The organism is Tenggerimyces flavus, from assembly GCF_016907715.1.
GTDB lineage: Bacteria > Actinomycetota > Actinomycetes > Propionibacteriales > Actinopolymorphaceae > Tenggerimyces > Tenggerimyces flavus.
On sequence record NZ_JAFBCM010000001.1, the window covers coordinates 3,263,937 to 3,287,544 of the forward strand.

The window sequence follows — 23,608 nt, forward strand, 5'->3', positions numbered from 1 at the left end:
CCTCCCTCATCCTCGGATCAGGTCGGCCAGCGTGCAGCCGTCCCGGACGAACCTGTTGGGAACCCTGCTGTCGACTCCGTGCCGCCACACCGTCGCGCGGAGGTCGGAGTTCGGACACTTGTCGGCCGGCGGGGTGAAGCGACCGAGGTGACTCAGCTCGGTCTCGCCGGCAACGCGGAGCAGCGTGTACATGCGTCCGTCGGGCGTCGCGTCGAGCCTGAGCAACCCGCTGGTCCGCAGTACTTTCGCCTTCCCCGCAAGGGAGTCCACGACGAACAGCCGCCCCGCGGACGTGCCGTAGAGGTAGCCGTCGCGCCACAGCAGCGCGCCGTCCTGGGCGCTCGCCGGGGCGGTGAACACTGTGAGCTTGCGGACGACCTTGCGGGTCGCCGGATCGAACACGAACACGGTGCCGTCGGCGAGGCCCCAGATCCGGCCGTCGTGGCCGATGGTCAGCTCGTTGATGCTGCGGGCGCCGGGGACGGGCGTGTACTCGGCGGTCTTCTGCTGCGTCGCGGGGTCGAACAGGAACAGCCGCGCCTCGGTCGCCCGCGGGTCGGCACCCTGTCCGGCGTCGGTGCTGGAGCCGGCCCAGATCTTGCCGTCCAGCGGCAGCAGCGAGGCGATGGTCTGGTCCGTGACGATGTCGCGGTGGACGTCGAGCTGGCCGGTGGCGAGGTCGTAGAAGGTCAACGCGCCGCCGTACAGGCCGTAGCCCGGCGTCGTGCCGACGAAGAGCTTGCCGCCTGACGGCAGCACCGCGACCGGGCGGTTCTGGTGGTGCGTCGCCTCGAGCGCGAACAGCACGCGGTTGGTTCCGGTGGTGGGGTCCCACTCCGACAGCTGGCCGTTGGGATAGGTGCCGACGTAGATCTTGCCGTTCGGTCCCCACGCCCAGCCCTCGGTCTGGCCGAGCTTCGTCGTCGCGGTGGACCCGCCGGTCGCCGGGTCGTAGACGACGGTCGAGCCGTTGAGGAACGCGTTGACGTACACCTTCCCCGTGGTGGGGTCGGCGAGCACGTTCTCCAGCGGGGCTGGCACATACTCGAACGGCGACGTCCACACCTCGAGCGCGCTGCTGGCCGGGTCGAAGCGGAACGTGCCCGCGGCGTAGTTGCCGGCCAGCCCGTACAGCTTGGGCCCGCCGTCCTCGGTGATCCAGCCGTACCCGATCGCCGCGCCGCGGCCGAGCGAGACCGGCTGCCCGCCGGACATCACCGTCGACAGCGTGTTGGTCGCGAGGTCGTAGCGGGTGATCGCGTACGCGGTGGCGGTGAAGTACACCGCGCCGTTGCTGGCCGGCGAGACGCCGCGCGCGATGATCGGATAGCGCTGCACGGTGGCGCCGCTCGGGTCCTCGAACGAGACGAGCTCGCCCGTCACGGCGTCGATCACGTAGATCTGGTTGTCGACCTGGGCGAAGATCTTGCCGTCGACGTAGTTCATGTCCGAGAAACCGCTGCCGGTCAGTCCTGCCGGGGTGATCTCGCGCTTCTCACCGGTCGTGGTGTCGATCCGGATCAGCCGGGCCTTGGGGGAGAGCAGGCCGGCGAACAGCACCTTCTGGACCGGGTCGTACGCGGTCGCGCGAGTGTACTTCTCGGTGCCGGCGATCGTGCCGTAGTCGGTGGTCTGGCCGGTCGCGGGGTCGAACTTGAACGCGTGCGTGTTCGGGTACGTACCGCCGAAGATCACGCCGTTCTCGCCGGCGGACAGGCCGTAGACGTACTGCTCGCCGGGGATCGGCGAGCCGAGGTCGGTGACCTGGGTGGTCGCCGGGTCGTAGCGGTAGAGGCGCGCGTTGGCGTAGCTGCCGACGTACACGCGGCCGTCGCTCGCCACGGTGACCGCCCACGAGCCGGACGCGCCGGGCAGCGGGATGGAGCGTTTGAGCTGCCGGGAATGGAGATCGACGATGTTGAGGCGGGCGTTCTCACCCGCCGGGACCGCGTAGACGACGTCGGAGCCGTCGGCCTCGCGGCCGACGGCTCCGGTCATGATCGTCAACGAGGTCAAGGGAGTGCCGAGGTCCTCGATCGGATCCGCGGCTGCCTGAGCCGGCGTCTGGATGAGGGCGAGGGTGAGGAGGAGAAGGACGGAAAGGAGCGGGAACCTGCGCAAGGATGCCTCCTGCTTTGGTTATTTGAGTCCGCTCAACGTGACGCCGCGGACGAAGTACCGCTGCAACAACAGATAGACGAAGAGGATCGGGAGGAACGTCACGACGGCGGCGGCCATCGTGACAGCCAGCGAGACGTCCTTGGCTTGCAGGCTGTAGAGCCCGACTGTCAACACGTAGTTGTCGGGGGAGCGGGTCGCGACCAGTGGCCAGAGGAAGTCGTTCCAGTGCCACAGGAAGATGAAGACGCCGAGGGTCGCCATGATCGGCTTGCACTGCGGAAGGACGATCTGGAAGAAGATCCGGAGCTCGCCGGCGCCGTCGATCTTCGCGGCCTCGATGAGCTCGTCCGGGATGCCGAGGATGAACTGCCGCATCAGGAACAACGCCTGCGCGTTCGCGAGCGTGGGCACGATCAGCCCGGTCATCGTGTCGAGCAGCCCGAGCTTGGAGACCAGGATGAACTGCGGGATCAGCGTCAGGTGGTACGGCACCATCAGCATCGCGATGAACGACCAGAACATCACCTCTCGGCCGAAGAAGCGCTTCTTCGCGAACGCGTACGCGGCGATGGACGCGAACACCAGGACGAGGGCGACCGAGACGAGGGAGTAGACGAGCGTGTTGCCGGCCCAGCCGAGAATGTCGCTGCTGGCAAGGGCTTCCACGTACGCGCCGAGGTCGATCCTGGTCGGGAACAGTGACGACGGGAGGGTCAGCGGCTTCCCGTGCTGGAGAGACAGGACGACCATCACGTAGAACGGGAAGATCGTCACGAGCGCGACGAGTGCCAGTGGGAGATGCGCCCACAGCGACGATCGGCTCGGGTGGCGTCGTCGCCTGGCCGGCCTCGGCCGGGTTTGCCGGGAGAGCGCGATGCTCACTTGTCCTCCCGGAAGAGTCGCCGCTGTGCGAGCGAGATCACCAGCGTGATCGCGAACAGGATGACGCCGGCCGCACTCGCGTAGCCGAAGTCGAAGTAGTGGAAGCCCTGGTCGTACAGGAAGAACACGAGCGAGTAGCTGGACCGGACCGGCCCGCCACCGGTCATCACGTAGATCACGTCGAAGACCTGGAACGACTGGATGATCTCGAGGACGACGACGAAGAACAGCGCGGGTTTGAGCTGCGGCAGCGTGATGTGCCAGAACCGCGACCAGGCCGACGCACCGTCGACCATCGCGGCCTCGGTGTACTCGCGCGGGATCGCGAGGAGGCCGGCGAGCAGGATCAGCATGTCGTACCCGAACCGCGTCCACACGCTCATCAGCGACAGCGACGGCAGCACCATCGAGCCGTCCGAGAGCCAGGGGATGGGGCCGACGCCGATGGTGCCGAACAGCCAGTTGAGCGGGCCGTTGCCGGAGTAGATCCACTGCCAGATCACGCCGCTGGTGATGAGGCTGGTGATCACCGGGAGGAAGTACAGCGCGCGGTAGACGCGGATGCCACGGACCGATCTCGCGCAGAGCTGGGCCATGCCGAGCGAGACGAGGACGGTCAGCGGGACCGCGATCAGCGTGTAGACGAGGGTGACGCGGAGCGCGTTCCAGAACAGCGGATCGGCGAACAGGCGTTGGAAGTTGTCCGTGCCCTTCCATTCGATGTCGCCGGTGATCTTGTACTTGGTGAGGGAGAGCAGCATGCCGGCGATGGCCGGGCCGATGCGGAAGATCAGAAAGAGCAGGACGTACGGCAGGACGAACACCAACGCGATCGCCGAACCGTCGCGGCGCATCGTCTGCCAACGCGAGGGACCGTCCGGTCGGCGGGTGCCGGCCGGACGGTCCGACGCAGACCGCCGCGGGGGGTCGGCGGTCTCAGGAGCGAGCCTTGTGCTCAACGTCGGTCAGCTCAGCTGCGGGCGAGCAGCGCATCGACCTCTTGGGCGGCCGCGTCAAGTGCTTCCTTCGGCGCGACCTTGCCGAGCAGGGCTGCCTGGAGGTGGGGCTTGATCAGGTCCATCAGCGCGCGTCCCTGCGGGCTGATGACGCCGGGCCGCATGTCGTCGAGGTACTTCTCCTCGGTGCCGGCGAGCTGGTCGTCGTCGAACAGGGCACCGACCGACTTGCGCGGCGGGAAGTACTTGCGGGACTTGTCGAACTCCTTCATCTCCTCCGTGGAGGTGACCCACTGGACCCAGGCCTTGGCCGCGGCGGCGTCCTTCGCGGAGTCGAGGACGGCGAGTCCACCGACCGTTCCGTACCCGACTGCCTTGACGTCCTTGAGCGGCGCGCCGATCTCGTAGTTCTCTCTGGGCAGCTTGTAGGCCGAGAGGTCCGACGAGGCCGTGGAGATCGTCAGGCCGACCTTGCCCTGGCCGAACGGGCTGGTCTCGACCGGCAGGACGGCGGTGAGCGCCTCCTTCGGCGTGAACCCGCCGTCGACGAGCTTCTTCACGAACTCGAGCGCCTTGACGCCTTCGTCGGAGTTGAACGCCGCCTTCTTGCCGTCCTCGCTGAGGACCTCGCCGCCCGCCTGCCAGAGCAGCGGGTAGAACGACAGGTTCAGCGTGGCGGTGGGGTCGGCCTGGTAGGTGGTCGCGTAGTAGCCCTTGGCCTTGAGCTTCGGCGCGGCCGCGAGCAGGTCGTCCCAGGTCTGCGGGATCTCGGTGATCCCGGCATCCGCCATGGCCTTCTTGTTCACCATCGTGGTGGTGACCGACATCAGCAACGGGACGCCGTAGAGCTTGTCCTCGTACGTCATCGCCTGCAGCGCGTTCGCACGGAAGTCGTCCTTGTCCTCGGCGATCACGTCCGACACGTCCGCGAGCGCGCCGGTGTCGGCGTACTGCGAGACCTGGTCGGGGATCAGGTAGACGACGTCCGGAGCCTTCCCGCCGGCGATCGCGGTGGTGAGCTGCTCGTCGCGGTTCGCCCACGGCTGGACGACGACCTCGACGTCGACCTTCGCGAACTTCTTCTTGAACTCCGCGACCTTCGGCTGCCACCAGGTGTTCTCCAGGTCGCCGCCGATGGGATAGATCCACATCGTGACCTTGCCGGAGACCTCGTCCGGATTCTGCGGGACAGCTTCGTTGCCGCTCGACCCACAGGCAGTGGCAACTGTGGCCAGAACGCCGGCCAGCGCAACCGCGACGACACGACCGATCCGCATTCGCATGACTCGTACTCCCTGCCCGCGGGTGGACCGGCTCCCCCGAAGAAACCGCGTACTTACGGTCGTAGCCGAATGGGGAGACCATAGCCAGGGCCACGGAACTGGTCAATACCTGTATCCGAAATGGGAACGATCGTTCCTATTTCTGTCCGACGGCCAGAATCCTGGCCTCGGCCTCTTGACTGGCCCAGTCGCCTGACGTCAGCCGCTGCGCTCGATGTGGTCGAAGATGTCGGCGTCAGTCTCCCGTTGCCACTCCGGCAGGTCGTCCCAGTCGGCGACATAGCTCGGCTTGGGGTCCGGGATGTGCTTGTAGATCTGAGCGATCCAGCAGAGCGCCACGAACCGTCCTCGTTGGGCGCGGCTCAGCTTGGACGTGCTGCCGGCGGACACCTCGATGAACTGCCGCACCTGCTCATAGACGGCGGCCGCACAGGCGCGCTCCCAATCCGACGTCTCGTCCCACGGCGCGACGTACCCAGGCTTGGGCTCACCCGGATAGTGCCGCGTGACACCCGCGATCCATGCCTCGCGGAAGACCCGGCCCTGTTCGTTCGACAAGCTGCTGACCCCTCATCAGGTGGAGTCCGACGCTCTCAGTATGGACAGGGGGCGGTGGGGGTGAAGGCGCTGGCGTAGGTGCCGACGGCGTTGCCGCCGGTGTTGGCGGACATGGCGTTGCCGCAGACGCGGGCCTGGGGTGTCGCTTGGAACTTGATGCCGCCGGCCGCGTTGCCGGTGATCACGTTGCCGTACGCGTCGTTGTTCGTCCCGTCGGTCGGGGTGTCGCCGCCGAAGCGGATGCCGGCGCCGAGGTTGTCGCGCGAGATGTTGTAGCGGAACGTGTTGCCCGAGCCGCGGGCGTCGAAGCCGGCGGACTGCGGGTCCTTCTGACCGGTGCAGATGTTGGCCTCGACGACGTTCGCGGTCGAGTTCTCCTTGATGTCCACGCACTCGTTGCCTTGCGTGTCGATCACGTTGCCGAACACGCGGTTGTCGCGGCTGACGTCCGGCCGCGCGTCCGGCGCGCCGTTCGCGCCCTGCTGTTCCGGCGCGGTGCCGATGTAAATCGCCTCGCCGTTCTTGCCGCCGTCGTTGAAGACGAAGTCGTGCACACCACAGCCGCGGATCCGGTTGCCGCTGACCTCGGTGCCGGTGATGAGGTAGCGCAGCCGCACGCACTCGCCACCCGCGTTGAGCAACGTCATGCCCCGAATCGTCAACCCAGCAACGCCATCGCCGGCGACCGCGCTCATCGCGTAGATCAGCTTGTCGCGGTAGCCGTCCTTGCTGTCCGCCGCGCCGTGCAGCCCGTCGATCGTGAACCCGTCCAGCGTGATGTCGTCGTGCTGGACCTGCAGGATGCGGGCACCGCCGCCGCCCTTGAGCACAGCGCTCGCCGGGCCGGTCACACGCACACCGGAGTGCCGCGTGATCGCGTCCTGCAGGTACGTACCGGGCGCGAGCCGGATCGTCGAGCCACGAGGAGCGACGTCGAACGCCTTCTGCAGCGTACGAAAGGCTGTTGCCGACGACGTGCCGGCCTGAGCGTCGTCGCCCGACGGGCTGACGTAGTACGAGGTCGCCGCCCACGCGGGCGCGGCGGTCAGAGCCGCGACCAGTGCGACCACCGCGATCAGAATGCTGCGCTTCATCACGAGACTCCTGTCCGATGGATGCTGCCTTCGTGGCCGGCTCGCTCGACCGCCAGGTCTGAGCCGTCCAACCGGATCCCCGTGACCTTCGGTGCGACCCCCGCGGCTTGGTAGACCGAGACGAACGTCACCGCCTCGCCGTCGGCCGACCAGTCGACCCACGAACGGAACCGCTGCGGATCGTCCGCCATGCCGAATCCCGAACCCACGCTGAACGAAGCCGGCAACGAGCTGACGTGCCAGCCGGTCAGCTCCTCCGCGCCGCTCCAGCGGGTACGAACGACACCGTCAGGCAGGGCGACGGCCTCGAACTCCGTGCCCGGCCGCAACAGAGCCGTCAGCCGGCGCTCGCGGTCGGCCGTGATCCGGAGGACGTCGACCAGGTAGCCGTCGCCGCGGATCAGCTGCCTCGTCGCGCTGACCCCGTCGTACGCCGAGTCGCACCGCGCGACGTCGCCGGCCAGCGTGCCGGCGCACTCGTCCTGCTCGAGGCCGTCGACGCGGAACGCCGGATGCGCGTCGGTGGATTTGTAGTGCGCGCGGAGCGGGCTCGCGTACGGCACCTGGCCAGGGTCGGGCTGCCAGGGAGTCCGATCGCCATACAGGTAAAGCGAAAGCTTGTCGAGGTGTCCGTGAGATCCACCGTGCGGACCGGCGTCCAGCACCGCGTGGACGCCGCCGGCTCGGACGACCAGATAGCCGACATCGCCGAACGTCGACGGCACCTCCGCCGCCGGCCGTGGTGGGCCGCCGAACCACCCGTCGACAAGCCCACCGGCGAACTGGTCGGCGAGCCAACGCAGCTCGACCCACTCCTCCTCGGTGGCGGGACGTTCGTACGGCCCGTCGTGCAACGCCGGCAGGACCCCGCCCGGCGAAGCGATGCCCGTAAGCACCGCGATCATCGCGGCAAGCCGATTGCCCACCGGCTCAGGCAGCGAAGCAGGTGCGACTCCGCGCAAGGTGAGCAGGTACGCGCGCAGCACGAACCCGTGGTAGTAGGTGCTGCCCTCCCATTCCCAGCCGTCGTCGCCCGTGGCCGCGAGGACGTGGTCGTACAGCGTCGTCCAGTCCCGCTCGACGACCTCGCCGCGGATCAAGCCGGCGGCGGTCGACGTGACGATCTCGGCAGCTGTCAGCCAGGCCGTGTAGTTCGAGCTGAACTTGCCCTGCCCGACCAGCTCCGCCCGCGCCTCGACGGCCGCGGCGGCGAGCGCGTCGAGCATCGGCAGCACCGGCTCGAGCCCGGCCGTGCCGAGCGAGGCGAGCGTCCACGCGGCGTGCCCGACCGACACCGCCCAGATCGCCTCGCTCAGCGCCTGGTGGAACAGCCGCCCGCGCAGCATCCACGACGCGGCCTGCTCGTGCTGGCCGGCGTTCGTCAACGAGGCATGCAGCTCCGCGTACTCGACGAGCAGTCCGACGGCAGTAGCGGGTTGCTCGTCGCCCAGCAAGCGGATCCGTCGCGCACAGGCCTGATGCGCCAACGCCGCCCACGCCCCACGGACAGCGGGAGTATCGATCAGGCACCCGTGCGGACAGGCCGCGCCGTCCTTGGGGAACGACCCGTCCAGCAGTCGCGCGTGCACCAGCTCGCCCCCGTGGACGGGGCACACGTACGCATGCCACCAGCCACCGCGCTCGGCGGGAAGGACGACACCACCGTCAAGACTCATGCGGCAGCGCTCCGCCCTGTCCGGCGTGCGAAAGGTGGCGCGTCATCGGGTGCGGACGCCGCCGTCGATGTCGAGCGTGGTGCCCGTGATGAAGCTGGCCGCCGGCGACACCAGGTACAGCACCGCCGCCGCCACGTCCGAAGGCAGGCCCTCGCGCTTCACCGGGATCCCCGCCACGGCCGTGGCCCGGCCCTCCGAGGTGGTGAACGTGTCGTGGAACTTGGTCTCCCCGATGAAGCCCGGCGCGACCGCGTTCACCGTGATCCCATCCACGGCGACCTCCTTCGCCAGCCCCTTCGTGAAGCCCAGCACCGCGGCCTTCGACGCCGCGTACGCCGTCGCGCCGTTCCCGCCCCCGTTGTGCGCCGCCAGCGAGGCCATCGTCACGATCCGCCCGGCACCCGACTCGCGCAGAGCAGGGATCGCGGCCCGGCAGGTACGGAACGTCGAACCCAGGTTGACCTCGATCGTCTTCAGGTAGTGCTCGTCGGTCATCTGCTCGATCGGTGAACGCCCGACGAGGTGCCCGGCGTTGCAGACCAGAATGTCAAGCCCACCGAGGAATCCGACCGTCTCTGCCAGCAGCCGTGCGGTCGCGTCGGTACTGGTGAGATCGGCGCCGACCGCCAGAGCCTTCCGCCCTCGCGACTCGATCTCGCCCACCGTCGAGGCGGCCGCGTCGGCGGACGACGCGTAGTGCACCACGACGTCGGAGCCCGCTTCCGCCAGCGCCAGGGCGATGCCGCGGCCGATGCCGTGTCCGGCACCGGTGACCAGTGCGCGGGTGCCGGTAAGGTCGAAGGACATCGTCTTCTCCCATGCTTCTCGTTGGGGCTACTTATTTGAGCCCTGCGGTCGCAAAGCCCTGCACGAAGTACCGTTGCGTGGCGAGGAACAGCACGATCATCGGCAACGTCGCCAACGCCGAGCCCGCCATCAGGAACGCCCACTGGGTCCCCTCGGTCTGCTGGAACACCGCGAGCCCGACCTGGATCACACGCAGGTCGTCGCGTGTCGTGACGAGCAACGGCCAGAGAAAGTTGTTCCAGCTGTTCTCGAACGTGATCAGCGCGACCGTCGCGACAGCCGGCTTCACCAACGGCGTCATCACCCGCGTGAAGATGCCGAACTCGCCCATCCCGTCGATCCGCGCGGCCTCCTCCAGCTCGCGGGGGAGCGTGAGGTAGAACTGCCGGAACAGGAAGATCGCCAACGGGGTAAGGGCTCCGGGAATGATGAGCGCCCACCAGGTGTCGAGCCAGCCCGTTCCACCGCGGCCAAGCCAGTCGTTGCCGCCGAAGAACGGCACCGACTTCGCGATCAGGTACTGCGGCACGATCTTGGCGTACGTCGGGATCATCATCGTCGCGAGCACGCCCATGAAGATCACCGTGCTGCCGCGGAACCGGATCCGGGCCAGCGCGTACCCGGCCATCATCGCCAGCGCCAGGTTGATGACCGTGTGCCCGATCGAGATCAGCAGGCTGTTCTTGAAGTAGGTAAGGAAAGGAGCGGCCGCCATCGCGTCGGCGTAGTTGGCCCAGATCCAGTCCTTGGGGATGATGCTCGGCGGGTACGAGCCGATGTCCGCTGGGCTCTTCAATGAGGTCAGCAGCATCCACACGAACGGCGCGATCATCATCAGCGAGGCGATCGCGAGCGCCAGCTGCAGCGCGATCCGGCTGATCCGCTGCGTCGCGTCCATGCGCTGTTCGACACTAAGTCTCATGGTCGTCCTTGCCGGTCATCCGACGGCTGATCAACGTGAGGACGAGCAGGAACGCGAACAACACCACGCTCTGCGCGCACGCGAGGCCGATCCGGAATTCGCTGAACGCGGTCTGGTAGATCTCGTACGTCATCACCGTGGTCGCGTTCGCCGGACCGCCGGCGGTGAGCACGTACACCTGCTCGAACACCTGGAACGCGCCGATCATCGAGACCACGAAGACGAAGAACGTCGCCGGCCGCAGCAGCGGCAGCGTGATCGACCAGAACTGCCGCCGCTTCGAGGCGCCGTCGATCGAGGCGGCCTCGTACAGCTCGGTCGGGATGCTCTGCAGCGCCGCTAGGTAGATGAGCATCTTCAGCCCGATGCCCTGCCAGACACCGACGACGATGACCGCGGGCATCGCGGTGTTCGGGTCGGACAGCCAGGCGGGTCCGGTGAAGCCGAACCACTCGAGGATCGCGTTGAACAGCCCCACCCGCGGCTCGAACATCCACATCCACACCATCGCGATCGCCACCGTGGCGGTGATGTGGGGGAGGAAGAACGCCGCTCGGTACCACGCGCGGGCACGGAGCTTCTGGTTGAGCAGCACCGCGACGATGACCGCGATCGCCATCGCGACGGGGACGGTGAAGAACGTGTAGACGATCGTGTGCCAGATCGCGCCGTTCCACACGTCGTCGGAGAACATCTCGACGAAGTTGTCGAACCCGACGAAGCTCGCGGTGCCGGCGAGCACGTCGTAGTTGGTGAACGCCAGCACGAACGTCGCGACGACCGGGATGCCGATCCACCAGATCAGGTGGACGAGCGCGGGCGCCAGCATCAGCCAGGCCGCGCGCCGTTGCTCCCAGCCCAGCCGCCGGTGCCGGCGGCCGCGCGGGGGCACCGGCGCGGCCGCGGTCGACGGCTGGGCCTCGGAGGCCACAGTGCTCGCCACCTTCAGCTACCTACGCTGCATCGCGGATGTGGCCTTGTTCGCGAGCTCGTCAAGCGCCTCTTGCGGGGTCTTCTGGCCGAGCAGCGCCGACTCGATCGCGCCCTTGAAGTCGCCGCGAATCTCCAACCAGCCAGGCACTCCACCCTCGGAGTACGACTTGTCGAGGTTGCTCATCGCGAACTGGACGAACGCGTTGCCCTGCACGTACTCCGAGCTCTGCAGGCTGTTGACCGCCGGAACGTTCCCGCGCTGCTGGCTCGCGGCCAGCGAGGAGTCCGGGCCGGCGAGGAAGTCGACCAGGTCCCGTGCGGCGGCCTTGTACTGCGTCTTCGCGGACATCGTGACGATCGTCCCACCCTGGAACATCGCGGGTTGCGCGTCCCGGATGACGAACGTGCCGATCTTGTCCTGCTTGATCAGGTCCGGCGCCTGCTCCTGGATCTGCAGCCACAGGTTGTTGTGCGCGACCGCCATCGCCGCACGCCCGTTGATGATCGGGGCAGTCGCGGCGTCCGGGCTGCTGAATCCGACGTCGATCGACTTGTCGGTGCGGACCAGGTCGGTCATCAGCTGAAGCGCCTTGACGGCCTCGGGGGAGTTGAACGTCGGCTTGGTGCCGGCGTCGTCGAACAGCGCGCCGCCCGCGGCCCACATCAGCGTCTCGTACGTCTGGCGGGTGTCGTTCGACAGGATGTCGACGCCGGCTCGGGTGAGCTTGCCCTTCGCGTCGCGGGTGGTGAGCTTCTTGGCGTACTCACGGAGCTCGTCGAAGTTGCTCGGCGGTTTCGTCAAGCCCGCTTCGGCGAACAGGTCCTTGCGGTAGACGCCGAATCGGGTGTCGAGCATGACGGGCAGCGCGTACACCTTGCCGTCGTAGACGCCCGCGGTGACGACGCGTTCGGCGTACGTCTTCGCCAGCTCCTTCGGGTCTGCCTCGAGATCGGCGAGCACGCCACGGGACGCGAACGGCGGGATCCAGCCGACGCCCATCATCATCACGTCGTACGGCCGGCCACTCGCCACCGAGGTCGCGAGCTTCTCGTTGAGCTTGGCGTACGTGGTGTAGTCGACCTGGACCGTGAACTTCGGCTGCTTCTTCTTGAACTCCGCGAGCAGTCCGTCCAGGACCTTCTTGCCGTCGGTGCCCTCGAAGATCGGGGTCACGAGACGGATCGTGCCACCCTCTTCGGACTGGTCGGCCGGCGCCGGGGCCGCTCCGCCGCAACCGACGACGGACCCGGCGACGGTGACGGCGAGGGCGGCCAGGGCGAGGGTGCGAAAGAGCCGCATGGGTTCTCCCCTCGGAAGTGTATCGATGCACCGGAAGATACTGAGACCGCAGGAGTGTGTCAATGATGTTACGCGGTGAACCGATGTACTGAACGGCTACCATGACCGGTGTGAAGGGCGTGACGATCTACGAGGTCGCCCGCGCGGCCGGGGTGTCGCCGAGCACGGTGTCGAACCTGCTCAACGGGCGGTCGGGTCGGATGCTGCCCGCGACCCGCGAGCGGGTGGAGGCCGCGATCTCGCGGCTGGGTTACCGGCCGAACCGGGCGGCCCAGCAGCTGCGGACGGGGCGGATCCGTACGGTCGGGCTGGTGGTGCCGTCGGTCGCGAACCCGTTCTGGGGAACATTCGCCTGGCATCTCGAGGGCGCGGCGCTGGCGCAGGGGTATCACGTGCTGCTGTGCAACAGCGAGCGCGACCCGGACCGGGAGCGGCAGTACATCGAGGAACTGTTCGACGACGGCATCCGCGGCGTCGTGCTGTGCTCGTCGCTGCCGTCGCTGGACCACGTCCTGCCATTGCTGTCGCGGGGGTTGGCGTTGGTGGCGTTCGACCGGACGACGCAGGCCGGGGATCCGCCGCCGCTGGTGAACATCTCGGTCGACAACGTGGTGGGGGCGCAGCTCGCGACGCAGCATCTGACCGCGCTCGGACATCGGCGGATCGCGTTCGTCTCGGGGTCGTTGGCGAGCGTGAACCGGGCGGAGCGGTTCCACGGCTTCCAGACCGCGGTGGCCGCGGCGGGCCTGACGGACGCCGAGGTGACGGTGTGGGCCGGGGCGTCGGGGTCGCAGTACGGCGACCTCGACGCCGCCGACCTGGGGCGCCGGGCGGGGCTGGAGCTGATGTCCGCGCCCGAGCCGCCGACGGCGATCTTCGCGATCAACGACATGACGGCCCTGGGTGTGTACGCGGGAGCGCGGGACGCCGGATTCGCCGTGGGGGTTGAGGTTTCGGTGATCGGCTTCGACGACATCGTGCTGGCCGACCTCGCCGCCCCGCCGCTGACCACCGTGCGCCAGTCGCTGCCCGACATGGCCGCCGCGGCCTTCGGCGAGCTCCACTCCCTGATCGAGTCCTCGACGCCCCGCCCCGGCCGCTCCCTCCTGATCCGCCCGGAGCTGGTCGTCCGGGAGTCGACCGCCGCGCCGCGCTAGTGGTGGAACAGCCTGAGGGCGGTGCGTACGTAGGTGATGCCGTGCTCGCGGCAGGCCTGCTCGACCTCGGGTGAGCGGATCGAGCCGCCGGGCTCGGCGATGTACCGCACGCCGTGGCGGGCGGCCTCGTCGACGTTGTCGCGGAACGGGAAGGCGCCGTCGGAGACGCAGGCGACCTGGTCGAGTAGGTCGTCCGGGTGGCGGCGCAGCCACCAGGTGTCGACCTTGGCGCCGGCGAGCGCGGTGCAGTCGATCCGCGACTGCTGGCCGGCGCCGATGCCCAGCGTCATCCCGTTGCGCACGTATGCGACCGAGTTGGACTGGGTGAAGCGCAGAACCGCCAACCCCAGCAGCAGATCCTCGACCGCCTGCGATGGCAACGCGCCGGAAGGCGGGAGCAGGGCGGGCGTGAGGGGGACGTCGTCGCGGTCCTCGACGAGCCGGAGTCCGAAGACCTCACGTTCCTCGCGGGCCGGCGGCGTGAACGTCGGATCGGCCTCGACGACCAGGTACCGCCCCTTCTTCTTCCGGCTGAGCCGTTCCACCGTGCCCGGCTCGTAGCCAGGTGCGACGATGCCATCGGAGACGACGCTGGCCAGCAGCTCGGCGAGGTCGACGGAGACCGGGTGGGAGACCGCGACGAAGTCGCCGTAGGAGGACTTCCGGTCGGCGTCCCGGGCCAGCCGATAGGCCTCCGCGACCGTGTCAGCGACAGCGGCGCCGGCGGGGGAGACGTGCTTGAACGAGGCGGCCGCCACCTTCCCCACGGCCGAGCTCGCCTGGCGCACGAGCTGCCACCCGTTCAGCGCGTCGAGCAGATTGATCAACGACGGTTGCCCGTTCAGTACCCGCATCGGCCACCTGCCGGGCGTCACCGGCCGAGCGGAAGCGGTCTGGTGCGGATTGGTCCCGTGGCGAAGCTCCATGTCCTGGCCTCCCTCAACGAAGATCGCTGACGGAAGCGCCCAGGCGGTCGACGCTCACATCGGAACAGGCCGCTCCCCGGTGGTGGTCCACCCTCGCCAGTCGCGGCCAACTGCCACTTTACGCGGCACCCGCGCAATAGGCTGGGCCGATGGTGGGGCGGGTGACGATTCACGACGTGGCGGAGGCCGCGAACGTGTCGCCGAGCACGGTCTCGAACTTCCTCAACGGCCGGCCCGAGCGGATGAACCCCAAGACGCGCCGCCGGATCGAGAACGCGATCAGCAAGCTCGGCTACCGGCCGAGCAAGGTCGCGCGGCAGCTGCGTACCGGGCACCCGACCACGATCGGGCTCGTCGTTCCATCCGTCGCCAACCCGTTCTGGGGCACGTTCGCCAGGCACCTCGAACGCAACGCGCTCGCCGACGGCTTCCACCTGCTGCTCTGCAACAGCCAGCGCGACCCTGGCCGCGAACGCGAGTACGTCGAACAAATGTGGGCCGACGGCATCCGCGGCGTCGTGCTCTGCTCGTCGCTGCCCGACGTCGAGCACGTCGTTCCGCTGCTGGACAAGGGCCTCGCGATCGTCACGTTCGACCGCACCCCACAGGCGTCCGACCCACCTGGCCTGGCGAACATCAGCGTGGACAACGTCGTCGGTGCCGAGCTCGCGACCACGCACCTGCTCGGGCTCGGCCACACCAGGATCGCGTTCGTCTCCGGCACGCTCGACAGCATGAACCGCCGCGCCCGCTACCGCGGCTTCTGCCTCGCGCTCGAGCGCGCCGGCCTCGATCCCGCGCAGGCTCCCACCTGGGAGGCGCCGGAGGGAACGTACGGCGACCGCGACATCGCCGAGCTCGGCAAGCAGGCCGCGATCGAGCTGCTCCAACGCGAGCACCCGCCGACCGCGATCGTGGCCGTCAACGACCTCTGCGCGTTCGGCGTCTTCGCCGGCGCGCGGTCACTCGGCCGAGACATCCCAGGGCAGCTGTCGGTCACCGGTTTCGACGACATCGTCCTCGCCGACCTCGCCACGCCGCCGCTCACTACCGTGCGGCAACCGCTGTCCGACCTGTCCGAGGCGGCGTTCGCGCAGTTGAGGGCGGCGATGAGCGGCGATCCGTCCGCGCACGGGCGCTCGCTCACCATGCGGCCGGAGCTCGTCGTCAGGGCATCCACCAGCGCTCCGCCAGATTGATCGTTACACCGGAGTAGTTCAGCAGCGGACCTTGACGCGCCGCCCGATGGCGGTGCATCGTTGCACCAACCCAGTCGAAGCACCCTTCACGAGAGGTGTCGTTCGATGCATCGGTCGCTACGCGTACCCCTTGTCCTCACCCTCGCCGGATCGGTTGCGATCCTCGGCCTCAGCACCACCGCGGCAGCCGCGGACGAAGTGCCGGTGACCGCCGTGACCGCGAGCGGCGACGACGGCAACGTTCCGGCGAACACCCGCGACAACAACCTCAGCACGCGCTGGTCCGACGAGGGCGACGGCGTGTGGATCCGTTTCGACCTCGGATCGTCAACCACCGTGGGAAGTCTGGCCATCGGGTGGCATCAGGGCAACACCCGCACGACCAGCTTCGACATCGAGACCTCCGCCAACGGCACCGCCTGGACCAATGCTTTCAACGGCAACAGCAGCGGAACGACGACGCAGCAGGAGACGACCTCGTTCACGCCGCGACAGGCGCGGTACGTACGCGTCGTCGGCCACGGCAACACCGTGAACGCGTGGACCTCGATCACCGAGGTCGACGTCTTCGCCGAGGGCGGGACCACCCCGCCCGCATGTCAGTACCCGTCGGACATCCTCAACCTGACCAACTGGAAGATCCAGCTGCCGATCGGCGACGAGGAAAGCCCGGACGAGGTGAAGCAACCCGCGCTTGACACGTACAAGGTGAGCCCCTGGTTCGTCCCGGCCGCGGACTGCCAGTCGGTGGTGTTCCGGGCGGCGGTGAACGGCGTGACGACGAGCGGTTCGGGCTACCCACGTTCGGAACTGCGCGAGATGAACGGTTCCAGCAACGCCGCCTGGTCGTCGACGTCGGGCACGCACACGTTGGTGGTCGACCAGACCGTTCTGCATCTGCCGAACGACAAGCCGCACCTCGTGGTCGGCCAGATCCACGACGGCGAGGACGACGTGTCGGTGTTCCGGGTCGAGGGCACCAGCCTGTACGTGACGAACGGCGACACCACACACCACAAGCTCGTGACGAGCAGTCTCCAGGTGGGCACGCGATTCCAGGTCAAGTTCGTCGTGAGCGGCGGCCAGATCAAGGCGTACTACAACAACACGCTGCAGACGACGATCTCGAAGAGCTTCACCGGCGCGTACTTCAAGGCCGGCGCGTACACCCAGGCCAACTGCACGAACTCCAGTCCGTGCAGCGCCAGCAACTACGGCGAGGCCAAGCTCTTCAACGTAACCGTCACCCACAGCTAGCCCAGGGACGGCCCAGGGACATCTACGGGTGTAGACAGGTATACGGCGTAGACCCCGATCGGGTTGACTGCCGGACATGGCAGCAACCACCACCAGAGACCGCATCGTCGCAACGGTGCGGTCTCTGATCGTCCAACGTGGCCCCGACGAGGTCAGCATGCGCCGCGTCGCCACCGCCGTGGGCATCACCCCGATGGCGATCTACCGCTACTTCGACGACCGCGACGCGATGCTCGAGCAGGTGGCCGACAACGCGTTCGTCGAGCTCGACCAGCGGTTCACCGAGAAGAGCGCCGGCGCGCCAGCCGACGGACGGCTCCGCGAGCTGCTCGAGATCCACGTGGACTTCGCGCTCGACCAGCCGCGGCTCTACGACTTCATGTTCACCGCGCAGCGCCAGGCCGCTCGACGGTACCCGCACGACTTCCGCGGCGGGCAGTCCGAGCGGTTCAACCCGCTCGCGGACACCGTGGCGGACGGCATCGCGCAAGGCGTGCTCGACGACGGCGAGGTCTGGGAGATCTCGCTCCTGCTCGCCGCGTTCATGCACGGGCTGATCAGGCTCTACCTAGGTGGTCGGGTCGACGTCCCCAAGGCACAGTTCCGCGCACTCTGCATGAGCATGGGCGAGAGGATGATCGAGAGCCTCGCTCCTGCGGCCATCCGGGTGAAATGACGCTTCCAAAATGACACCATCGCGGGATGAGCACTCCGGAGCGGTACGCGCGGCACTCGGCCTTCTCCGATCCCGGACGGCATGGGCCGCTGCTGCGGGAGCTGGACGGGATCGAGGAGATCAGCAGGGCCACCACCAACCTCGTCCTGCACTACCGGGCCGAGGCGGCGATGATGAAGGAGGAGCGCCGCGACGAGATCCACTCGAGGTGGGTCGAGACCATCCTCGACCTCGACCAGGCGCGACACCCCGGACCGCTGCTCCAGCGGCGACCGCCGGGCGACCGGGTGGCGGGGTGCTGTCGGGACCACTCGCTGCTCGCTGTCGCCGCTCTCCGCGAGCAGGGGACTCCGGCGCGGACCAGGGTCGGGTTCGCCGGCTACTTCGACCCCGACTTCCACGGTGACCACGTCGTCGCCGAGTGGTGGAACGGCGAGCGGTGGCAGCGCGGCGATCCGGAGCTGGAGTCGGGGAGCCGGGCGTTCGACGTACGCGACCTCCCGACCGGCGAGGGCGCACCGTTCGAGACCGCCGCCGAGGTCTGGACGGGCTACCGCGCCGGCCGCCTGGACGCCGCCGACTACGGCGTCGCGCGAGGCTCGGATCTGTCCGGCCCGGATTTCGTCCGCCTGTACGTGATCCAGGAGGTCCTGCACCGGTTCGGCCACGAGGCGCTGCTCTGGGACGGCGTCGGCGACGGGATCCAGGACGAGGACGCGGACGAGCTGGCCCAGCTCCTGCTGAGGGCGGACGCCGGTGACAACGACGCCGACGATCAGCTCGAGCACCGGTTCCGGACCGACCAGAAGCTGACGCCGGGAACCACGGTCATCCAGTTCTCGCCCTATGGAGAGCCGCCGACCGTGGTCGACCTCACCCGCCGACCGGAAGCGGCCTCAGGCAAAGAGCACTGACCGGGCCTGCCGAGAACCGAACATCGCGGCGTTCTCGTGCGCCACGCCCGGCACGATCAACCGTTGGTGCGGCGCGGACGGAAAGTACGTACGCAGGTAGTTGGTGTAGCGCAGGCCACGGTCGAAGCGGTGCGCGCCCTGCAGCTCTGCGGCCGGCTCGGTGTCGAGCTCGGAGTCGCGTTCGACGTCGGCGGAGCCCAGCAGATAGGTGACCTTGCGGGACAGGTAGCGCGCTCGCATCTCCCGCGCGCCGACCTTCCGCAGATAGTGCGTGTCGAGATTGCGCAGCCCGTACTTGTAGTTGTCGTACTCCGCGCACGAACTGTCGGGAACGTCGAATGCGGTGGCGGTCGGGTCACCGAGATCTGGGCGCAGATTGCTCAGATACAGGTACGACGACGGATTCGCCACCACGTAACGTATTCGAACGCCCGACAGCTCTGTCGGCGCCTCACCCGCTGCCGCGTACCGCTGGGTGAACTGGCCGCCGGCCGAGTGACCGACCAGTGCGATGCTGCGCAGACGAGGGAATTTCTCCTTGTCCGCAAGGGATCTGAAGATGCCGTCCATGACGGCGAAGCTGCTGAGTCCGTACGGTCCCTCGGCCTCGCCGCCCTCCTTCCACGCCGCCGACGTCCACCGCGCCTCGTCCTCGGCCGGTTCGTCGTTGTGGGTCTGGAAGAACGGGGTGACGATCGCCACCTTCCTGGTGGCGTGAGCAGCGCGAGCGGCGTCGAACAGGCCGGTGAACGTCTGGTCCGGGCGCCGGAGATTTCCGTGGATGCCGATGATCGCGTGCACCACGTACTTGTTCCCGGTCAGCGGAACGGTGCGGTAGTACGGCACCTTCCAACCCTGCGCGACGGTCAACAGGCCGCGATGGTCGTCGGCCTCGATTTCCGTCGCGAACGGCGTGTCGACAAAGATGCTCACCCACCAATCATTCCCTATGGATGCAAAAGTAGTCAGCGAACGAGGCTGACATCGCCTAGGATCCGGTGCGTGAGCGGGCCTGGATTGAGCGGTTGGGACCGGTATCGGACCTTGGAGAACGAGGTCTTCGAGCTGTACGACAAGGGGCAGTTCGACGAGGCCGTCGAGCTGTTGCGGAACGCCGAATCCGGCCTGGCGCCCTGGCGTTCGGACCTGGCGCACATGGCGGCCTGTGTGCTCGCCGCGGCTGGGCGACCGACCGAAGCGCTGCAAGAACTACAAGCCGCGTTGACGAGTGGCGCCTGGTGGCACCCGCGAATCCTCTTGGAGGACGACGATCTCGCGCCGCTGGCGGAGCTGGACGGGTTCACCGAGCTCGTCGCGGAGGCGCAGGTCCGCTCGGAGAGCGATCCGGACGTCGAGCTCGACCCGATCGTGACGCGGCCGTCCGGTACGCCGCGCGGCGTGCTCTTGGCGCTGCACGGAGCCGGCCAGGACGCCACCGACGCGACGAAGTCCTGGGCGCCCGCGGCTGAGCTCGGCCTGGTCGTCGTCGCCGTACCGTCCAGCCAGCGCAACACCCCGACGTACCGATCGTGGCCGGACTCGGCGATCGGCACCCGCGACGTCAAGGCGGCGTTGACGACGCTGTCCGACGCCGACCGTGAGTTGCCGCTGATCCTGGCGGGCTTCTCCGCCGGCGGCCGGCAGGCCGTGCTGTGCGCGATCGAGGGTGAACCGCGTGCCGTCGGCGTGATCGCGATGGGACCGGCCGTACGCGTCGAGAATCTCCCCGCCGGCACCACGGCGTTGAACGGGACGGTCCTGCTCGGCGAGGAGGACGACGACGTCGGCCCGGACCTCGAGGCCGCGTTGGCGCGCCTCGAAGGGGTCGAGGTCGTCCGCATCCCCGGCCTCGGCCACGCCTTCCCCGAGGACTTCGACCGCTACCTCTCGCCCGCCGTGGGGCGGTTCTTCTAGCGGACCTGGCACGGGCACGTGATCATGACGCCGAACTGGTCGTATACGCCGGGTTTGTCTTCATGATCACGTTCATGATCACGGGCAGGTGGGCCGGGGTCGGGGCGAAACGGGGCGGCGACTCTGGAAAACCGTGGGCGGAGGACCGCCTGTTTGAGAGACCATCGAGGGGAACGGGCGGGGCCGGTCGTGGTCCGTGGGGGACCTGGGTGAGCTGGTCGTACGTGTCCAGCTCCATCGACAACCAGGCGAAGGACAACCGTCATGCTCGATCCACAGCAAGCCGTACAACAAGACTGGCTGGTCGTCGACGAAGGCTGGGGCCGCAAGGCCGTCGACTTCGCGACGCTGGCCGAGCCCGCCAACTGCCGCGAGTACCTCGGCATGCACCACCGCCTCGGCGTCGACCACGGCGACCGCCTCCTCGACATCGCCTGCGGTGCGGGGCTCGCGGTCGAGCTCGCCGCGGTGCGCGGCGCGTCGTGCGCCGGCATCGACGCCTCCGATCGCCTCATCGCGGTCGCCCGTGACCGTACGCCGGACGCCGATCTCCGCGTCGGCGACATGCACGCGCTGCCCTGGGACGACGCGAGCTTCGACGTCGTGACGAGCTTCCGAGGCATCTGGGGCACGACGCCCGCCGCGCTAGACGAGGTGCTCCGTGTGCTCGTCCCCGGCGGCCGCGTCGGGCTCACCGTGTGGGGCCACATCAAGGTGTCGCCCGGCGCCTGGGCGCTCGAGCCGCTCCGGCTGGCGCAGGAGGCGAAGCTCGCGAACCAGGCGGCCATGCAGCTCGGCCGACCCGGCGCGGGGGAGCAGCTGCTGGCGTCCCACGGGTTCGTCGAGATCGAACGGTTCACGGTGCCGGCCGCCTGGGAGTTCGCCGATCCCGACACGTTCGCGCGAGCCCTGGCGTCGACGGGACCCGCGTACGAGGCGATCCAGAACGTCGGCGAGGCCGCGTTCCTCGAGGCCGCGACCGCCCAGGCGCACGTCCAGGTGCGCGACGGCCTGCCGCTGCGGGCCAAGATCGAGGTCGTCGGCTATCTCGCCCGAAAGGCGGCATGAGACGTGTTCCTGCACGAGCCCACACCCACGCCGGAGGCGAAGGCGCTGTTCGACGGCGACCTGGACAGTCCCGGTTTCGTCATGAACGTGTCGCGGCTCTGGGCGTACCAGCCGGCGACGATCGAGGGCCTGTTCGCCCTTCTGGGTAAGGTGATCGAGGGCCAGGACCTGTCGTTCCGCGAGCGCGGGATCATGGTGCTGGCGTGCGCGTCGACGCTCGGCGACTCGGCCTGCTCGGTCGCCTGGGGGCACAAGATCTCCGGTGTCGCCGACGCCGACACGGTCGCCGGAGTGCTGCGGGGGGACGACGCCGGTCTGTCGGATCGCGAACGAGCGTTGGCGAACTGGACGCGGGCGGTGGTCCGCGATCCCAACAAGACCGCGGCCGAGGACGTCGAGGCGATGCGCGAGGCGGGCTGGACGGACGAGCAGATCTTCACGGTCACGGTGTTCGTCGGCATCCGGCTGGCGTTCGCGACGATCAACGACGCGCTCGGCGTCACCCCGGACGCTCCGTACCGGACGCTGCTGCCGCCGGTCGTCCTCGACGCGGTGACGTACGGACGGCCTGTCGACGACTGAGTTCTCTGACTATAGTCAGAGAATGGATGTGAGCATGATCGACTCGGTCCGGCGGTTCAACCGGACCGTGACGCAGCGGATCGGCGCGCTCAACGACACCTACCTCGCGCGCGAACGGCCGCTCGGTCAGTCGCGCGTGCTGTGGGAGATCGGGCCGTCCGGCGCCGACGTTCGGCAGCTCCGTGCCCGGCTCGAGCTCGACTCCGGCTACCTCAGCCGGCTGCTGCGCTCGCTCGAGCGGGACGGTCTCGTGTCGGTGGCGCAGAGCGGCTCGGACGGGCGGGTCCGTACGGCGTCGCTCACCGCGCAGGGGCGGCGCGAGGTCGCGGTGCTCGACGAGGCGTCGGACACGCTGGCGGCGAGCATCCTGGAGCCGCTCAACGCCGGCCAGCGGGCCAAGCTCGTCGCCGCGATGGGCGAGGTCGAACGGCTGCTCGTCGCCTCGACCGTCGAGGTGTCCATCGTCGATCCACGCCATCCGGACGCGCGGCACTGCGTGCGGCGGTACTTCGCGGAGCTGTCCGAACGGTTCTCCGCCGGCTTCGACCCGGCGCGCAGCCTGCCGGCGGACGACGGCTCGCTCTCGCCGCCGGACGGGCTGCTGCTCGTCGCCTCGTTGCACGGGAAGCCGATCGGCTGCGGTGGGTTGAAGCTCCACGGCAACGAGCCCGCGGAGCTCAAGCGGATGTGGGTCGATCCGTCGGCGCGCGGGCTCGGTCTCGGCCGTCGCCTGTTGGCCGAGCTGGAGAAGTGCGCCGCGATGAACCACGTGAAGGTCGTGCGGCTGGAGACCAACCGGGCGTTGACGGAGGCGATCGGCCTCTACCGCGCGGCGGGCTATCGCGAGGTGCCGGCGTTCAACGAGGAGCCGTACGCCCACCACTGGTTCGAGAAGCGGCTCTGATCTCCGCGGGTCCGGGCAGCTCGCCGTGCTCGCCGGTGAGCTCCTGCAACGTCGTCCAGAGCTGGTCGAACCGGCGCTTTCCGATCCGTCGTTCCCAGTCCTCGAGTACGGTCGCGATCGCCTCGTGCAGCTCCTGCTCGAGCCGTCTGCCCTTGGCGGTGAGGCGAACGGTCCGTACGCGCGTGTCGCTCGGATCGGGACGCCGCTGCAGGTAGCCGGCGCGCTCCAGATGCGTGACGAGCTCGTGCATCGACTGTTTCGTCATGCCCGCATGGGCGGCGAGCTCACCGGCGTTCGATCCGTCGATCCCGCCGTACCGGAAGATCTGCACGTGCGCCTGCCGGAGGTCGGGATGGCGCGGGCCGACCTGCTCGAGGATCGCCGCCAGTGCCTGGTCGAACGCGACGCGCAGCAGGCCGAATCGTCGTCCCGTGGGCTCAGTCATGATGGTCAGGGTACCTGACCTTGACGAGATGGTC

At 68.5% G+C, this 23,608-nt stretch carries 23 protein-coding genes and 1 riboswitch; of the genes, 9 read left to right on the top strand and 14 right to left on the bottom strand.

All coding sequences use genetic code 11. The annotated features are described in order from the left end of the window. Positions 1-6: 6 nt before the first annotated feature. The 11 genes from JOD67_RS15305 to JOD67_RS15355 all read right to left on the bottom strand — a co-directional run bounded on the left by JOD67_RS15305 (position 7) and on the right by JOD67_RS15355 (position 12,532). Complete coding sequence (locus JOD67_RS15305; RefSeq protein ID WP_205118197.1) at positions 7-2,121, bottom strand: DUF6923 family protein; 2,115 nt, start codon at positions 2,119-2,121, stop codon at positions 7-9. Positions 2,122-2,139: 18 nt separating this feature from the next. Beyond that, positions 2,140-3,003 carry a carbohydrate ABC transporter permease gene (locus tag JOD67_RS15310; RefSeq protein WP_307782405.1) on the bottom strand — a complete coding sequence of 288 codons (864 nt, stop codon included), beginning with the start codon at positions 3,001-3,003 and terminating at the stop codon, positions 2,140-2,142. Further along, positions 3,000-3,857: a carbohydrate ABC transporter permease gene (locus JOD67_RS15315; protein WP_205118199.1), complete on the bottom strand. Its 858-nt coding sequence runs from the start codon at positions 3,855-3,857 to the stop codon at positions 3,000-3,002. Before JOD67_RS15315 ends, JOD67_RS15310 begins: the two co-directional genes overlap by 4 nt. A gap of 116 nt (positions 3,858-3,973) precedes the next feature. Beyond that, positions 3,974-5,236 carry an ABC transporter substrate-binding protein gene (locus JOD67_RS15320; RefSeq protein WP_205118201.1) on the bottom strand — a complete coding sequence of 421 codons (1,263 nt, stop codon included), beginning with the start codon at positions 5,234-5,236 and terminating at the stop codon, positions 3,974-3,976. Between the two features lie 204 nt (positions 5,237-5,440). Next, positions 5,441-5,800 (bottom strand): hypothetical protein, encoded by a 360-nt coding sequence (locus tag JOD67_RS15325; RefSeq protein ID WP_205118203.1) that lies wholly within the window; start codon positions 5,798-5,800, stop codon positions 5,441-5,443. A gap of 35 nt (positions 5,801-5,835) precedes the next feature. Next, entirely contained in the window at positions 5,836-6,894 is a 1,059-nt protein-coding gene (locus JOD67_RS15330) for a right-handed parallel beta-helix repeat-containing protein (RefSeq protein ID WP_205118205.1), read from the bottom strand. Next, a complete protein-coding gene (locus tag JOD67_RS15335) occupies positions 6,894-8,570 on the bottom strand; it encodes a heparinase II/III domain-containing protein (protein ID WP_205118207.1) in 1,677 nt (558 codons plus the stop codon). Before JOD67_RS15335 ends, JOD67_RS15330 begins: the two co-directional genes overlap by 1 nt. A gap of 42 nt (positions 8,571-8,612) precedes the next feature. Beyond that, a complete protein-coding gene (locus JOD67_RS15340) occupies positions 8,613-9,377 on the bottom strand; it encodes an SDR family NAD(P)-dependent oxidoreductase (protein WP_205118209.1) in 765 nt (254 codons plus the stop codon). Positions 9,378-9,408: 31 nt separating this feature from the next. Further along, a complete protein-coding gene (locus JOD67_RS15345) occupies positions 9,409-10,275 on the bottom strand; it encodes a carbohydrate ABC transporter permease (RefSeq protein WP_239553860.1) in 867 nt (288 codons plus the stop codon). 13 nt (positions 10,276-10,288) lie between these two features. Beyond that, positions 10,289-11,242 (bottom strand): carbohydrate ABC transporter permease, encoded by a 954-nt coding sequence (locus JOD67_RS15350; protein ID WP_205118213.1) that lies wholly within the window; start codon positions 11,240-11,242, stop codon positions 10,289-10,291. Positions 11,243-11,248: 6 nt separating this feature from the next. Then, a complete protein-coding gene (locus JOD67_RS15355; RefSeq protein WP_205118215.1) occupies positions 11,249-12,532 on the bottom strand; it encodes an ABC transporter substrate-binding protein in 1,284 nt (427 codons plus the stop codon). A gap of 110 nt (positions 12,533-12,642) precedes the next feature. On the opposite strand from JOD67_RS15355, the gene JOD67_RS15360 reads away from it, so the two are divergent. Further along, positions 12,643-13,689, top strand: a complete 1,047-nt coding sequence (locus JOD67_RS15360) for a LacI family DNA-binding transcriptional regulator (protein ID WP_307782406.1) — start codon at positions 12,643-12,645, stop codon at positions 13,687-13,689. On the opposite strand, the gene JOD67_RS15365 is transcribed toward JOD67_RS15360, so the two are convergent. Further along, complete coding sequence (locus JOD67_RS15365) at positions 13,686-14,639, bottom strand: 5-aminoimidazole-4-carboxamide ribonucleotide transformylase (protein WP_307782740.1); 954 nt, start codon at positions 14,637-14,639, stop codon at positions 13,686-13,688. The two genes, JOD67_RS15360 and JOD67_RS15365, sit on opposite strands and share 4 nt — an antisense overlap. Before the next feature lie 6 nt (positions 14,640-14,645). Beyond that, positions 14,646-14,729: riboswitch (ZMP/ZTP riboswitch) on the bottom strand. A 47-nt stretch (positions 14,730-14,776) separates the two neighbouring features. On the opposite strand from JOD67_RS15365, the gene JOD67_RS15370 reads away from it, so the two are divergent. The 4 genes from JOD67_RS15370 to JOD67_RS15385 all read left to right on the top strand — a co-directional run bounded on the left by JOD67_RS15370 (position 14,777) and on the right by JOD67_RS15385 (position 18,661). Further along, positions 14,777-15,814, top strand: a complete 1,038-nt coding sequence (locus tag JOD67_RS15370; protein WP_307782407.1) for a LacI family DNA-binding transcriptional regulator — start codon at positions 14,777-14,779, stop codon at positions 15,812-15,814. A gap of 105 nt (positions 15,815-15,919) precedes the next feature. Next, positions 15,920-17,071, top strand: coding sequence for a polysaccharide lyase family 7 protein (locus JOD67_RS15375; RefSeq protein ID WP_205118222.1), 1,152 nt, complete (start codon positions 15,920-15,922; stop codon positions 17,069-17,071). 76 nt (positions 17,072-17,147) lie between these two features. Next, on the top strand, positions 17,148-17,747 hold the full coding sequence (locus tag JOD67_RS15380) for a TetR/AcrR family transcriptional regulator (RefSeq protein ID WP_205118224.1): 600 nt from the start codon (positions 17,148-17,150) through the stop codon (positions 17,745-17,747). Between the two features lie 26 nt (positions 17,748-17,773). After that, positions 17,774-18,661: a transglutaminase-like domain-containing protein gene (locus JOD67_RS15385; protein WP_205118225.1), complete on the top strand. Its 888-nt coding sequence runs from the start codon at positions 17,774-17,776 to the stop codon at positions 18,659-18,661. Here JOD67_RS15385 and JOD67_RS15390 read toward each other — a convergent pair. Next, positions 18,644-19,594 carry a hypothetical protein gene (locus tag JOD67_RS15390; protein ID WP_205118227.1) on the bottom strand — a complete coding sequence of 317 codons (951 nt, stop codon included), beginning with the start codon at positions 19,592-19,594 and terminating at the stop codon, positions 18,644-18,646. The two genes, JOD67_RS15385 and JOD67_RS15390, sit on opposite strands and share 18 nt — an antisense overlap. Positions 19,595-19,663: 69 nt before the next feature. Here JOD67_RS15390 and JOD67_RS15395 point away from each other — a divergent pair, with 69 nt between their 5' ends. The 4 genes from JOD67_RS15395 (at position 19,664) to JOD67_RS15410 (ending at position 23,129) form a co-directional block, all read left to right on the top strand. Then, positions 19,664-20,575 (top strand): alpha/beta hydrolase, encoded by a 912-nt coding sequence (locus JOD67_RS15395; protein ID WP_205118243.1) that lies wholly within the window; start codon positions 19,664-19,666, stop codon positions 20,573-20,575. 264 nt (positions 20,576-20,839) lie between these two features. Then, positions 20,840-21,643 (top strand): methyltransferase domain-containing protein, encoded by an 804-nt coding sequence (locus JOD67_RS15400; RefSeq protein ID WP_205118245.1) that lies wholly within the window; start codon positions 20,840-20,842, stop codon positions 21,641-21,643. Positions 21,644-21,646: 3 nt separating this feature from the next. Then, positions 21,647-22,225: a carboxymuconolactone decarboxylase family protein gene (locus JOD67_RS15405; RefSeq protein WP_205118247.1), complete on the top strand. Its 579-nt coding sequence runs from the start codon at positions 21,647-21,649 to the stop codon at positions 22,223-22,225. 34 nt (positions 22,226-22,259) lie between these two features. Continuing rightward, the gene (locus JOD67_RS15410) at positions 22,260-23,129 is read left to right on the top strand and encodes a MarR family winged helix-turn-helix transcriptional regulator (RefSeq protein WP_239553861.1); all 870 of its coding nucleotides are present in this window, start codon (positions 22,260-22,262) and stop codon (positions 23,127-23,129) included. Here JOD67_RS15410 and JOD67_RS15415 read toward each other — a convergent pair. After that, the gene (locus JOD67_RS15415) at positions 23,083-23,574 is read right to left on the bottom strand and encodes a MarR family winged helix-turn-helix transcriptional regulator (RefSeq protein ID WP_205118249.1); all 492 of its coding nucleotides are present in this window, start codon (positions 23,572-23,574) and stop codon (positions 23,083-23,085) included. The genes JOD67_RS15410 and JOD67_RS15415 overlap by 47 nt on opposite strands. Positions 23,575-23,608: the final 34 nt, after the last annotated feature.

What these genes read in the sequence shown, in the direction of transcription:
- JOD67_RS15335 (WP_205118207.1), bottom strand. Translation starts at nt 8,570, where the DNA reads ATGAGTCTTGACGGTGGTGTCGTCCTTCCCGCCGAGCGCGGTGGCTGG.
- JOD67_RS15400 (WP_205118245.1), top strand. Translation starts at nt 20,840, where the DNA reads ATGCTCGATCCACAGCAAGCCGTACAACAAGACTGGCTGGTCGTCGAC.
- JOD67_RS15320 (WP_205118201.1), bottom strand. Translation starts at nt 5,236, where the DNA reads ATGCGGATCGGTCGTGTCGTCGCGGTTGCGCTGGCCGGCGTTCTGGCC.
- JOD67_RS15415 (WP_205118249.1), bottom strand. Translation starts at nt 23,574, where the DNA reads ATGACTGAGCCCACGGGACGACGATTCGGCCTGCTGCGCGTCGCGTTC.
- JOD67_RS15315 (WP_205118199.1), bottom strand. Translation starts at nt 3,857, where the DNA reads ATGCGCCGCGACGGTTCGGCGATCGCGTTGGTGTTCGTCCTGCCGTAC.
- JOD67_RS15330 (WP_205118205.1), bottom strand. Translation starts at nt 6,894, where the DNA reads ATGAAGCGCAGCATTCTGATCGCGGTGGTCGCACTGGTCGCGGCTCTG.
- JOD67_RS15345 (WP_239553860.1), bottom strand. Translation starts at nt 10,275, where the DNA reads ATGGACGCGACGCAGCGGATCAGCCGGATCGCGCTGCAGCTGGCGCTC.
- JOD67_RS15380 (WP_205118224.1), top strand. Translation starts at nt 17,148, where the DNA reads ATGGCAGCAACCACCACCAGAGACCGCATCGTCGCAACGGTGCGGTCT.
- JOD67_RS15410 (WP_239553861.1), top strand. Translation starts at nt 22,260, where the DNA reads ATGATCGACTCGGTCCGGCGGTTCAACCGGACCGTGACGCAGCGGATC.
- JOD67_RS15355 (WP_205118215.1), bottom strand. Translation starts at nt 12,532, where the DNA reads ATGCGGCTCTTTCGCACCCTCGCCCTGGCCGCCCTCGCCGTCACCGTC.
- JOD67_RS15385 (WP_205118225.1), top strand. Translation starts at nt 17,774, where the DNA reads ATGAGCACTCCGGAGCGGTACGCGCGGCACTCGGCCTTCTCCGATCCC.
- JOD67_RS15340 (WP_205118209.1), bottom strand. Translation starts at nt 9,377, where the DNA reads ATGTCCTTCGACCTTACCGGCACCCGCGCACTGGTCACCGGTGCCGGA.
- JOD67_RS15375 (WP_205118222.1), top strand. Translation starts at nt 15,920, where the DNA reads ATGCATCGGTCGCTACGCGTACCCCTTGTCCTCACCCTCGCCGGATCG.